Source organism: Flavobacterium sp. N502540, assembly GCF_025947365.1.
GTDB lineage: Bacteria > Bacteroidota > Bacteroidia > Flavobacteriales > Flavobacteriaceae > Flavobacterium.
In genome coordinates this window covers 1,363,439-1,375,986 of sequence record NZ_CP110012.1, presented here as the reverse complement: position 1 = coordinate 1,375,986, position 12,548 = coordinate 1,363,439, and the positions used below count along the sequence as shown (strand labels likewise).

At 36.3% G+C, this 12,548-nt stretch carries 10 protein-coding genes; 2 read left to right on the top strand and 8 right to left on the bottom strand.

What is annotated here, in order from left to right; all coding sequences use genetic code 11:
- Nucleotides 1-23 precede the first annotated feature (23 nt).
- The 8 genes from OLM58_RS06185 to uvrC all read right to left on the bottom strand — a co-directional run bounded on the left by OLM58_RS06185 (nt 24) and on the right by uvrC (nt 10,821).
- Nucleotides 24-1,244, bottom strand: a complete 1,221-nt coding sequence (locus OLM58_RS06185) for a M23 family metallopeptidase (protein WP_264531605.1) — start codon at nt 1,242-1,244, stop codon at nt 24-26.
- 22 nt (nt 1,245-1,266) lie between these two features.
- The gene (locus OLM58_RS06180) at nt 1,267-2,208 is read right to left on the bottom strand and encodes a tryptophan 2,3-dioxygenase family protein (protein ID WP_264531604.1); all 942 of its coding nucleotides are present in this window, start codon (nt 2,206-2,208) and stop codon (nt 1,267-1,269) included.
- On the bottom strand, nt 2,208-2,978 hold the full coding sequence (locus OLM58_RS06175; RefSeq protein ID WP_017497442.1) for a DUF3108 domain-containing protein: 771 nt from the start codon (nt 2,976-2,978) through the stop codon (nt 2,208-2,210). Before OLM58_RS06175 ends, OLM58_RS06180 begins: the two co-directional genes overlap by 1 nt.
- Before the next feature lie 300 nt (nt 2,979-3,278).
- Nucleotides 3,279-4,439 carry a 4-hydroxyphenylpyruvate dioxygenase gene (hppD, locus tag OLM58_RS06170; protein ID WP_264531603.1) on the bottom strand — a complete coding sequence of 387 codons (1,161 nt, stop codon included), beginning with the start codon at nt 4,437-4,439 and terminating at the stop codon, nt 3,279-3,281.
- A gap of 219 nt (nt 4,440-4,658) precedes the next feature.
- A complete protein-coding gene (locus tag OLM58_RS06165; protein ID WP_264531602.1) occupies nt 4,659-5,018 on the bottom strand; it encodes a four helix bundle protein in 360 nt (119 codons plus the stop codon).
- A 165-nt stretch (nt 5,019-5,183) separates the two neighbouring features.
- A complete protein-coding gene (locus OLM58_RS06160) occupies nt 5,184-6,341 on the bottom strand; it encodes a homogentisate 1,2-dioxygenase (RefSeq protein ID WP_089077449.1) in 1,158 nt (385 codons plus the stop codon).
- A gap of 317 nt (nt 6,342-6,658) precedes the next feature.
- Nucleotides 6,659-9,016 (bottom strand): patatin-like phospholipase family protein, encoded by a 2,358-nt coding sequence (locus OLM58_RS06155; protein WP_264531601.1) that lies wholly within the window; start codon nt 9,014-9,016, stop codon nt 6,659-6,661.
- Between the two features lie 8 nt (nt 9,017-9,024).
- Nucleotides 9,025-10,821: an excinuclease ABC subunit UvrC gene (gene uvrC, locus OLM58_RS06150; protein ID WP_264532428.1), complete on the bottom strand. Its 1,797-nt coding sequence runs from the start codon at nt 10,819-10,821 to the stop codon at nt 9,025-9,027.
- Between the two features lie 112 nt (nt 10,822-10,933).
- On the opposite strand from uvrC, the gene OLM58_RS06145 reads away from it, so the two are divergent.
- Together OLM58_RS06145 and OLM58_RS06140 are read left to right on the top strand one after the other, a co-directional pair.
- On the top strand, nt 10,934-11,914 hold the full coding sequence (locus OLM58_RS06145; RefSeq protein WP_264531600.1) for a succinylglutamate desuccinylase/aspartoacylase family protein: 981 nt from the start codon (nt 10,934-10,936) through the stop codon (nt 11,912-11,914).
- The gene (locus OLM58_RS06140) at nt 11,901-12,470 is read left to right on the top strand and encodes a 5-formyltetrahydrofolate cyclo-ligase (protein ID WP_264531599.1); all 570 of its coding nucleotides are present in this window, start codon (nt 11,901-11,903) and stop codon (nt 12,468-12,470) included. The genes OLM58_RS06145 and OLM58_RS06140 overlap by 14 nt, the downstream gene beginning before the upstream one ends.
- Nucleotides 12,471-12,548: the final 78 nt, after the last annotated feature.

The window sequence follows — 12,548 nt, the reverse complement described above, 5'->3', positions numbered from 1 at the left end:
ATATTAAGGATAAAAACAGATTTTTATAGATTCCCAATGCTGTCCAGTTCTCTCTTCAAAGGTTCTATTTGCTGGAAGAAACGGGTTTTGTAATTTCCGGTTAGGGATTCTCCTGTTGGTAAATTAAGTCTCAAAGCATCTACCTGTACGCCATTTTTCCAGAAGCGGTAACAAACATGAGGTCCTGTCGCAAGACCGGTGCTACCTACTAATCCAATAGTTTGTCCCTGTGTCACACGCTGACCACGTCGAACTAAAATTCGGGACATGTGTAGATATTGAGTAGAATAAGTTCCGTTGTGTTTTACTTTTACAAAATTTCCGTTTCCGGCGGTGTAGCCAGTTGCTTCTACAACTCCCGAAGCAGTTGTTGAAATAGGTGTTCCGGTTGGAGCGGCATAATCCGTTCCTTTGTGGGCTTTCCAGGTATGTTGTACCGGATGAAATCTGTTTGCGGTAAATCGGGAAGTGATACGGCTGAATTTAATCGGAGTTTTTAAGAAAAAGTTTTTCAGCGTTTTTCCCTGATCGTCATAATATTCTATTTTTCCTGAAGTGGTGTCTTTTTCAAATGGGAAAGCATAAACGATTTTACCTTTATATTCAAAGAAGGCAGCTTCAAGATCTTCAACACCGTCGTAGGTTTTGCCATTAATAAAACGTTCCGTGAAAATTAATCCATAACGATCTCCTTTTTTTAGCTTAAAGAAGTCAATCGACCATGAAAAAACTTTGGTAATTCTGCTGGCAAGAGCGGCTTCCACACTTTCGTTGCCCAGAGTTTCGGATAGGGAGCTTTTTAAAACTCCTCCAATAATTTTACGTTTTAAAGTGACAGGTTTTATTTTTTTGCAGGCCTTTGCAATGCTGTCTCTTAAATCTATTACATAATAAGTCAGCGGATCGGGCTGATAAATAAAAACCTGTAACTTGTTTGTTTTGTTTTTTGAACGAAGTATAGTATAAGGTTTGTTGTAGCGAATGGTTCTTACATTGAAAGAATCCTTTATTTGTTCTACAACATCATATACTTTTTTGTCGCCAATATTCTGACTCTGAATGATAGATCCAAATGAATCTCCTTTTTTAATAGTATCGTGAATAACATTGAAATCGGCGTAATTAAAACCAAATTCTACTTTTTTAGTTTTTGGCTTAGTGATTTTAGTTTCAACTTTTTCGGCAGTTTTATTGCATGAAAATATTGAGAATAAAACGATTATAATTACGAATGCTTTTTTCAAACTTTTAAATTTTTTTAGGAAATTAATTGGTTGTTTCATTTCCCCAATTGGACAATTCTTCTTCGGTCCACAATTTAGGAAAAAAGATGCGTCTTTGGTATTTTGGGTGCATATATTTTTGCCAGTCACTTCCTCCGGTGGCTTCTCCGTTTCCTTTTCCGCTTTCCAGTATGTATTTTCTTGCAGTATTTAGATGCTGCATTACCCAGGTGATGTTTACTGTCTTGTCGTAATGACGCATCGCATCAATTAACTCTTGGTTTTGTTGGTCTTCTGAAGGCAACTGAGTAAATTTCTGCCAGATGTTTTTGGATTTAAAGGTTGACATTTGTCTTAAGAACTGATCTTTATACTTATTTTCAAATTCCTGAAGCAAATATGATTTTTCTCCGGTTTGATAATCTTTTCCGGCAGCCTGCCAATATAAATGTTCGAAGCTGGTTTCTAACGGAGTATTTTCGTCAAAGTTCGATTTGTATCGGCGATCAGTTAAATTGATCACATCTGTTGAGGCAAACTCGATTAATCTATATTGTGCACTTTGAAAGCCACTCGCAGGAGTCAGTGTATTTCTGAATTTCATGTACTGATCCACTTCCATTCCGTTTTCCATGATGCTAAACGAATTCGTCAGCATGTCAAAGTATCTCGTTATTCTTGATAATCTTTCGCTGAAAAAGACAGCCTGAATCTCTTGTGTGTTGGCAATTTGGTCGATTTCCCACAATATCATTTTAAAGATCAATTCGTTTACCTGATGGTACATGATGAAAACCATCTCGTCAGGAAGCGTAGTGCGTTGGTTTTGTAAGCTTAACAGGGCATCCGTTTGTATGTAGTCCCAGTAGGTAATAGGTTTTGACCAAAGCAATCCTTCTAAATGTACATCAGTTTTTTGATTTATAGCTTGGAATTTAAGGTCAATTTCTTTTAAAATTGATTCTGAATGATCAGTAGGGTTCATTATTTTTTTGCTTTAAATGGATTTTTTAATCCTTTATATTCGTCAAGGTCGGCTTTAAGTGATCCAACAGCCAAATCTGCTTTTATGCGTATCGGAACTTTGTTTTCATCGTCTGTGATCCAAAGGGTTACGCTTTCTTTTTCTTTGAAAACTCTCCCGGTTTGTACCAGTGGTTTGAAAACCATTGAGGAAACGGTGCCAAATTTAGTTGTAATATCCTGTCGGCCTACATATTTTAACTTAAATTTTGTGATTTCGTCATCAAAAAACATATCAATGGTGATGGCCTCACCTGATTTGAGTTTGTCTATGTTTGGATGGTTTCTCAAATAGTAGAATGAAGAGATGATATCCTGAACATTGTCTGTAATTACGATTGTTTTTTCGGTTTTGCGCTTGTAATCTTTTACTAAAACTTTTTTCTCAGACTGATCAAAAAAACCTTCCTGATTTTTGGTGTAGCCTCCTTCGTTTATTTTTCTAACGTAGCGATAAGGATCTCCGTTTTGTTTGTCGAAATAACTTTCATAAAGGTCTTCCACCTTAAAGAAAAATTTTGACATTCCGGTTGTATATCCTTTACCTACAGCATGAAAAACTTTTTTATTGTTGATCGTCGCGTCTTTAATTTCAAGGGTAGCGTAACCGGCGTTTATAATTCCGTAATGAATTCTGAATTTGAAGTATTCTCCGGTGTCAAAAGCATCTTCTTTTTGAGTGTCGAAACCTAGGGTCGTAAGAACTAATATGAGCAGGACTATTTTTTTCATAGTACATTTTTTACATTTCACTATTAAAGGTATATAAATGCAAATTTTATTCCAAATGTATCAAAACAAAAAAACTCCGTCAAGGAATGACGGAGTTTTTATGCTATTAACTAACCAAAAAACTATAAATTATGAAATTTATATCAATTCGGAAGGAAACCACCCCTTCCTGATTTGCGAGTGCAAAGATAGATACAAAGTTCAAAAAATAAATGTTAAAAAGTGAGTTTAACATAACATTTGCATAAAAACCATCATTTTACAGAGAATTTTTTTGCATAATGTAAAAAAAATGCATTTTTACAACGTTCCTCTCAATTCCTGCTCTCTCTCGATTGACTCGAAAAGGGCTTTAAAGTTTCCTGCGCCGAATCCTTTTGCGCCCATTCTTTGTATAATTTCGAAAAATAGTGTTGGTCGGTCCTGAACAGGCTTTGTAAATATTTGTAACAAGTAACCGTCCTCGTCTGCATCGACCATAATCGCCAGCTTTTCGATTTCGTTAATGTCTTCTTTCATCATATCCATATGCACGCCTAATCTTTCAGGAATTGCCTGGTAGTAAGTGTGAGGAGGAGCAGATAAAAATTCAACACCTCGTGCTCTCAATTGTGATACCGTTTTGATGATGTCATCTGTTGCAATGGCAATGTGCTGAATTCCGGGTCCACCGTAGAAATCTAAATATTCTTCGATTTGAGATTTTTTCTTTCCTTCAGCCGGTTCGTTAATAGGAAATTTGATTCTTCCGTTTCCGTTAGACATTACTTTACTCATCAATGCTGAATATTCTGTGGTAATTTGTTTGTCATCAAAGGATAAGAAATTTACAAATCCCATAACATCTTCGTAGAATTTTACCCAGGTATTCATTTCGTTCCAGCCTACATTTCCAACCATGTGGTCGATGTATTTTAAACCTGTCGGTTCCGGATTGTAATCCGATTTCCATTCCTGATACCCCGGAAGGAAAATACCGTTGTAGTTTTTTCTTTCCACGAAAATGTGAACCGTTTCTCCGTAAGTGTAGATTCCGGAACGGACCACTTCTCCAAATTCGTCCGATTCAACAGTTGGTTCCATAAAAGAACGGGCACCGCGTTTTATCGTTTCTTCGTAGGCACTTCTGGCATCTTCTACCCAAAGAGCGGCTACTTTTACACCGTCACCGTGTTTTTTAAGGTGTTCGTGAATAGGTGAATCCTGTGTTAGAGGTGTTGTTAGAACAATTCTGATTTTGTCCTGTTTTAAAACATAAGAAGCTTTGTCTTTTACTCCTGTTTCCAGTCCGGCGTATGCTAATGACTGATATCCGAAAGCTGTCTTATAATAATGTGCCGATTGTTTTGCATTCCCGACGTAGAATTCTACATAATCGGTTCCTAATAACGGAAGGAAATCCTGTGCTCCTTCAAAGATTTTTTCCAATCCGTATTCTACTGATTTTACTTCTTTTGACATGATGTTTAAATTAGAAAATGAGTTAATTGGTCAATTAGATAATTAGTCGATTTAATAATTAAGATGATTTCTGAATTATCACATTATCAAATTATCTCATTTTTGATGTTGATATTATTTTGTTTAGATTTTTTTAATTAGAAAATGAGTTAATTAGAAAATTAGATAATGTATGTTCCGATAAAAATTATCACATTGACACATTTACAAATTATCTAATTATTTCATTTTAGATGTTGATATTATTTTGTTTAGAATTTTTAGAATTTCTGATAAATCGTTTAACAGATTTTTACAATTTGGATAATCCTTATGTGCTTCGCATAAAAACAACCAATACTCAGTTTCGTCAGCTTCTTTGATTGCAATTTTTAATTTATGAATAAAATCGGCCTTGCTTTCTGCGTTTTGTGCTTCTTTTGAGTTCGCTCCAATTGATGTTCCGCTTTTTAATAGTTGATTGGCGATTACAAATTTCTTTTGTTCCTGAAGTTCACTCGTGAAATCAATTATGTTTAGGGCGAAATTGAATGTTTTTGTTAAAAGAACATTGTCTTTATACTTGTCATTGAAAGTCATTGTTTTAATTAGTTAATGAGATAATTAGAAAATTTGATAAATTTTTATATTTGCTAAAGATATCAATTTGTAATCTAAAGACTACTTTTTATTGTCTAATTAACACATTGCCTAATTGTCACATTGCCTAATTGTCACATTATCTAACTGCCACATTGACTAATTTTACTCCGTCCAGGATTTGTAATACTGACCGTCGTCAAGACCCATGGCTTCTTCTGTAACCATAAGTGGACGGAAAGTATCAACCATAACGGCTAATTCTTGTGTTTCTGTGTGACCAATGCTGCGTTCCATTGCGCCTGGCGCCGGACCGTGTGGAATTCCTTTTGGGTGTAAAGTGATATGACCCTGCTCAATATTGTTACGGCTCATGAAGTCACCATCTACATAATATAGAACTTCATCAGAATCTATATTGCTGTGATTGTAAGGCGCCGGAATTGCTTTCGGATGATAATCGTAAAGTCTTGGGCAGAAAGAACAAACGACAAAAGTGGCCGTTTCGAATGTTTGGTGTACCGGAGGCGGTTGGTGAACACGTCCCGTTATAGGTTCAAAATTATGAATCGAGAATCCGTATGGGAAATTGTAACCGTCCCAACCCACTACATCAAATGGATGCGTAGCGTAAACCACTTCGTGAATCATGCCCTCTTTTTTGATTTTAATTAAAAAATCGCCTTTTTCGTCATGTGTTTCCAATTCGTTTGGCAAAATAAAATCGCGTTCGCAAAATGGGGAATGCTCTAAATGTTGTCCTGATTGGTTTTTATAACGTTTTGGGGTATAAAAAGGAGAGTAAGATTCGACATAAAAAAGTCGGTTTTCTTCTGTCTCGAATTCGATTTGATAAATAATGCCTCTTGGAATAATTAGGTAATCACCATATTCAAACGGAATGTTACCTAACATGGTTCTTAATTTACCTTTTCCTTTGTGGATGAAAAGCATTTCATCGGCATCGGCATTTTTGTAGAAATAATTTCGAAGTGATTCTTTAGGAGCTGCCAGTCCAATGATACAGTCTTTATTAACCATCATGGCTTTACGGCTGTCCAAAAAGTCATTTTCAGGTTTTAATTCAAAACCTTTAAAAAGTAACGATTTTATATTTTTTCCGATGGCAATTTTTGGCTCAACGGAATAGGAATTTAAAATTTCTTTTACCTGAGTTGGTCTGTGAACATGATAAGATAATGACGAGTGCCCGTGAAAACCTTCAGTTCCGAATAATTGTTCGTAGTAAAAACCTCCGTTAGGTTTTTCGAATTGTGTGTGTCTCTTTTGAGGGAAGTCTCCAAGTTTGTGATATAATGGCATGGCTTTTCTATTAGATAATTTTAAAATTAGATAATTTGAAAATTTGAATTGTGTGAACAGATAACCAGCTCAATTTCTTAAAATTGACCAATTATCTCAATTCGATAGCTTCACTCAGGATTTCTCTTGATGAGGAATTGAAGATACTCTAATAAACCTGTCCATTTTGTTTTCATTATAACAAATGTCGTAATTTTTGCTGAGTAAAATTATAAATTATATCATTTATAAACATGATTTATTTTAATTTTTTTTGATATAATTTTTATAGGGCAAAAAAATAGTACAATTTTGTTGAACAATTCTTTGCTTTACTGCTAAAATAAAAACCCAATACTAAACCAGGTGTAGCTTTTAGACATTTCCGGAGACCAGGATTGTTTAATTTCGATAGGACCAATGATGGTTTCGAGTCCATAACCAACAGCATATCCGGTATATTTTGGCATTGAAATCCAGTCTACCTTCGTAAAAATATCATCTCCCAAGTTGGCAAAGTTAGCAGAAAGATTTACGTGATTCTTTTTGAAAATTTCATAATCGAGAGTAATTCCCGTTTTTATAAAGCTGTTTCCGGCTATACTTAGAAAATCATATCCATAGAAATAATTGAAGTTGTTGATTTTGCTATAGCCATATCCTCCGAGTATAAAGTCGAAAAACGGAACGCTGTCGCTGCCAATGTTAAACCCCGCGTCGGCGTCAATTTTGAAAGTAGCCTTTCTGAAGAACGTTTTTACAAAAGCAATTTCGGCCTTTGCAATCGAGAATGGTTTAAATTGTCGTGTATAGTCAGACGACGCTAAGTAGGTTTGTAAATCGGTAGAGAAGTACCAACCGGAGCGAGGGAAGCTTTTGCTGTCGAATGAATCGTATTTTAAATAACCAAAAAGACTAAGATAGCTGCTCTTTTCAATAGTATTTACTGTATTGGTAAGTGTTGGAGAGTCTATTTTTAAGTATTTGTATTCAAAGCCGCCACCCATTAAAAATTTTTGTACAAAGATGGTTTGAAAATAAGCCTGATTGGTAATGTCTAAGAAGTCAACATTAATAAGATTTACATTTGGATTCTGTGCCGTTAAGGTATTAATGCTTGTGGTGACATTCCGATTAAATTGATTCAAACGTGACTGGAATCCAAAACTGATATTAAAACCGTTTTCTATATAATAGTTAAAGTCGTACCTGAAGTTATCTCCCAGGATAACATCAAGCGAGGTAACATCATTTTTAAAAAGAGTCTTTTTGTGGGTAAGATTTAGCAGAATTCCACTTTTGTATAGCCCGTCATAATGCAGACCTAGTTTTAAAAAAGTCTGAGTGGGATTTTCTTTTAAGACTATATCAAGATCGTCCTGTTGGTCATCCGGCTGCAGACAGTAGGAAATGGTACTGAAGTTCTGGGTAGCATTCAGGTTATTGATTCCGGTTTTAAGATCGCTGTAGGTTATAGTGCTTCCGGGTTTAAAACGCAGCTTTCCACGAATGTATTCTTTTGTGTAATTCTCAAGATTCTCACTGTTTATCTCTTTGATTTGCAGTGTGTCACTGGCGATTTTTAGTTTGGGTTTTTTATAAAAATGAGCTTCATCCGTTAAAGATTTGATTCTTTCATAGACCGCAAAAGCGGCTTCTTCTCCTTTTCGGATAATTTCTTCTCCTTTGTCAAATGAAATTACGCCATAATCGCGAATGTCCGGTTTGATATAAACATCGGTATCCTTGATTTTATTTTTCATCTTATCGATAGACTGCAGATTGGTAATTTGCACGAGTATCTTGGTCGCGTTTTTCAGATTTTTACGATTCATAAGATCGTCCTGAACATCGACACCAATAATAATATCAGCGCCCAGATTACGAACTTCTTTTATGGGATAGTTGTTGACAACACCTCCATCAACCAGCAGGTTTCCATCAATTTCGACAGGAGTGAACAGGGAAGGGAATGCTGAACTCGCCATCATAGCCTGAACGAGATTTCCTTTGTTCAGTAAAACTTCTTCTCCGGTTTCAATATTAGTTCCGATACATAAAAAAGGAGTTGGGAGTTGATTGAAATCACGTACATGACGTACATTTCGGGTAAGACCACTTAACAAATTGTAATTGTACATCCCTTTTGAAAGGGCTTCCGGAATCCCAATTCTGAAGTTGCTAAAAGGCAATGTAATGGCATATAACTCATCATTTTTTTTGCCATAGAAGTTTTTGGATGATCGCGGTATGTAATCGTTGATGAGTTCGTCAAAGTTGGTTTTCTTGAAAATGGAATCAATTTGAGAGGCATTGTAACCGGAGGCATAAAGTCCCCCAATTATAGATCCCATACTGGTACCACCGATATAGTCGATTTTAATTCCGGCTTCTTCCAGAACTTTTAAAACTCCAATATGAGCAAATCCTTTTGCACCTCCGCCACTTAAAACCAATCCGATTTTGGGTCTTTTAATACTGTCTTTTTTTTGATCCTGCGAAAATGCGTTTTGCGAGTTTATCAGCAGTAGCAAAGAAAGAAGTAGAATTGCACTGGAGATTGAAACAGAGAACTGCGAAATACAAAGGTTTTTCGTTTTCTGAAAGAACAGAATGATTCTTGAAGCGTCTTTTTTCAGTTTAGAAAAAAAAAGTTTCGATGTGGTATTTTTGTGGGGCAGTTGATCTGTACGCATGAAGATAACTAGTTGGTTTTGTAAAAGTCGACAATTTTTTTGGCTTTTGATACCCCTATTACATCAGATATTTCTTTTTCGGTAGCCAGTTTCAATCTTTTAACACTTTTGAAATGTTGTATTAACGTGAGCATTGTTTTTTCGCCAATGCCGGGTATGCTTTCTACGGAGGAGTTAAGTGCGGCTTTGCTTCGTTTGTCTCTGTGAAAAGTGATCCCAAATCGGTGCGCCTCATTTCGCAATTGCTGAATTACTTTTAAAGTTTCAGATTTTTTATCGAGATACAACGGAATTGAATCTCCGGGGTAAAATAATTCCTCAAGGCGTTTCGCAATCCCGATGATCGCAATTTTGCCGCGCAGTTCAAGAGCGTCGATACTTTTTAATGCTGCAGAAAGCTGTCCTTTTCCACCGTCAATAATGATTAATTGTGGCAATGGTTCGTTTTCGTCCAGTAATCTTTTGTAACGTCGGTAGACAATTTCGGTCATCGAGGCAAAATCGTCAGGACCTTCAACGGTTTTAACGTTAAAATGACGATAGTCTTTTTTGCTTGGCTTCCCGTCTTTAAAAACCACACAGGCGGCTACCGGATTTGTTCCCTGAATGTTCGAGTTGTCAAAACACTCAATGTGACGGGGTTCGACAGGCAATCGCAGGTCTTTTTGCATTTGTGCCATGATCCGGTTGGTATGTCGGTCAGGGTCTACAATCTGTAATTGTTTGAGCTGTTCGATTCGGTAAAATTTCGCGTTCCGAATAGACAGTTCTAATATTTGTTTTTTATCTCCTAATTGAGGAACGGTAGTTTTGATGTTTTCCCCCAAATTAATTTCAAACGGAACGATAATTTCTTTAGACAACAACTGAAAGCGCTCGCGTAATTCTATAATCGCAAGTTCTAATAATTCCTCATCCGTCTCCTCCAGCTTTTTCTTCATTTCTAATGTATGCGAACGGATAATAGATCCGTGTGAGATTTGAAGGAAGTTAACATAAGCTGCCGTTTCATCGGAAACAATCGAGAAAACATCAATGTTTGTAATCTTCGGATTAACAATGGTGGATCGCGACTGGTAATTCTCCAGAATTTCGATTTTTTCTTTTATTTTCTGAGCTTCTTCAAAACGCAAATCTTTCGCATACTGGGTCATCAGTCGTTTGAAGTCTTTCATGCTTTCTTTGAAATTCCCTTTTAGAATTTCACGGATCGCATCCACCTGTCTTTGGTAGTCTTCCAGAGATTCAAGTCCTTCACAAGGTCCTTTGCAGTTACCGATGTGATATTCCAGACAGACTTTAAATTTTCCGGAATCAATATTGGATGGACTTAAATCAAAATTACAAGTCCTCAAAGGGTACAATTCTTTAATTAGATCTAAAATAGTATGTACCGTTTTGAAACTGGTGTAAGGACCAAAATATTCAGAACCGTCTTTGACCATTTTTCGCGTATGGAATATTCTCGAAAAAGGTTCTTTTTTTATGCAGAGCCACGGATAGCTTTTGTCGTCGCGCAGCAAAACATTATAACGGGGTTGCAGTGTTTTAATTAAATTATTCTCTAATAAAAGCGCATCAGTTTCTGTGGGAACTACGATGTGTTTTATGGTTACAATTTTCTTCACCAAAACGTTGGTCTTGGCAGTATCGTGTATTTTATTGAAATAAGAGGAGACTCTTTTTTTTAGGTTCTTAGCTTTTCCAACATATAAAATCTTCCCGTCTTTGTCATAATATTGATACACACCCGGATTGTCAGGCAAGGTTAGGATTTGAAGATCTAAGGATGATGGTTTGTGCATTCTGTTTTGTTTCTGAAGATAGGTGTTGTGCTTTAAAAAGCTTAACATTGATTTAGTTTCAAATTTACAAAATCAAAAGAATAATTTCTATATTTAGATTTTATAATTCTACATGAAAAATAGCAAACCCCTGATTATTTTTGGCGAAGCAGTTCTGCCGGGAGAGAGTAAAACAATAAACGTTGAAATTGCACGTCTGCATACCACTACAAAATTGAATATTCCGATTATCGTACGCCGTTCAAAAATTGAAGGTCCGGTCGTTTTATTTTCGGCAGGAATCCACGGTGACGAGATCAATGGAGTTGAAATAGTCCGACAGCTGATCAGCAAAAAAATCAACCGTCCCGCTAAAGGAACCATTATTTGCATTCCCATTATCAATATTTACGGTTTTGTAAATAAATCCAGAGAATTTCCGGACGGGCGTGACTTAAACCGCGTTTTCCCGGGGAGCAAAAAAGGATCTTTGGCAAGCCGTTTCGCTTATCATATCGTAGCAGAAATTTTGCCGATTATTGATTATGCGGTTGATTTTCATGCCGGGGGAGCGAGCCGATTTAATGTTCCGCAAATCAGGATTACGGAGAACAACCCGGAACTGAAAGAACTTGCCGATGTCTTCAATGCGCCTTTTACCTTGTATTCTAAAAATATTAGCGGTTCATTTCGCACTACCTGTGAAAAGGCTAATATAAAAATGCTGCTTTTTGAGGGCGGAAAATCTCTGGATATTAATGATTCAGTGGCGAATGAAGGGGTAATGGGGGTGAAGCGTTTGTTGAATTATTTGAATATGCTGGATTCTAAACATCTTGTAGAAACCGCAGAAGATCCCTCGATCTACATTAAAAATTCAGTTTGGCTGCGTGCGAAATGCTCGGGTCTGCTGCATGATTATAACAGGATTGGACGTTTTGTAACGAAAGGGACTATCTTAGCCATTATTACCGATCCGTTTGGTAAATTTGAACAAAAAGTAAAAGCGCCGCACGACGGATTTGTGATCAATGCCAATCACTCACCCATCGTGTATGAAGGAGATGCGATTTACCACATGTCTAAAAACAGAGACGAGTATGCCGACGAATAAAAAAGAATTACGATTACACTATAAAAATCTTCGCAAAGAACTTTCAGAAAATGATCTCGAAGAGAAAAGTCTGGCTATTGCCAATAATTTAATCCAATTGCCCATTTGGGATAAAACCTATTATCATGTTTTTCTTCCGATTGAAGAACAGCGGGAAGTAAATACAGAATACGTATTACATTTGCTTTCCGGAAAAGATAAAGAAATAGTAGTTTCAAAAAGTGATTTTGAGACTCGTGGTATGACGCATTTTTTGTTGACCGATAATACTAAAATCAGAAAGAATGAATACAATATTCCTGAACCGGTAAATGGTTTGCAAGTTCCTTCTGAAACTATAGAGGTCGTTTTTGTACCGCTTTTAGCTTTTGATGTCTTCGGAAATCGGGTAGGATACGGAAAAGGGTTTTACGATAAGTTCCTGTCAGAATGTAAACCCGAAATAATTAAGATTGGACTTTCTTTCTTTGAAGCTGAAAATCAGATCGGGGATGTCTTTGAATCAGATGTGAAGCTGGATTACTGTGTGACGCCTTTAAAAATCTACACTTTTTAATTGTAAATGAAGAATTTGATATAAGCAAACGTAAGATTCGGGTAGTCTTAAACTCAAGTTTACTTATGTCATGGATGT

Excerpts from the sequence above, each read along its gene's own strand:
- OLM58_RS06155 (WP_264531601.1), bottom strand. The coding sequence starts at position 9,016 with ATGCGTACAGATCAACTGCCCCACAAAAATACCACATCGAAACTTTTT.
- hppD (WP_264531603.1), bottom strand. The coding sequence starts at position 4,439 with ATGTCAAAAGAAGTAAAATCAGTAGAATACGGATTGGAAAAAATCTTT.
- OLM58_RS06140 (WP_264531599.1), top strand. The coding sequence starts at position 11,901 with ATGCCGACGAATAAAAAAGAATTACGATTACACTATAAAAATCTTCGC.
- OLM58_RS06160 (WP_089077449.1), bottom strand. The coding sequence starts at position 6,341 with ATGCCATTATATCACAAACTTGGAGACTTCCCTCAAAAGAGACACACA.
- uvrC (WP_264532428.1), bottom strand. The coding sequence starts at position 10,821 with ATGCACAAACCATCATCCTTAGATCTTCAAATCCTAACCTTGCCTGAC.
- OLM58_RS06145 (WP_264531600.1), top strand. The coding sequence starts at position 10,934 with ATGAAAAATAGCAAACCCCTGATTATTTTTGGCGAAGCAGTTCTGCCG.
- OLM58_RS06180 (WP_264531604.1), bottom strand. The coding sequence starts at position 2,208 with ATGAACCCTACTGATCATTCAGAATCAATTTTAAAAGAAATTGACCTT.
- OLM58_RS06165 (WP_264531602.1), bottom strand. The coding sequence starts at position 5,018 with ATGACTTTCAATGACAAGTATAAAGACAATGTTCTTTTAACAAAAACA.
- OLM58_RS06175 (WP_017497442.1), bottom strand. The coding sequence starts at position 2,978 with ATGAAAAAAATAGTCCTGCTCATATTAGTTCTTACGACCCTAGGTTTC.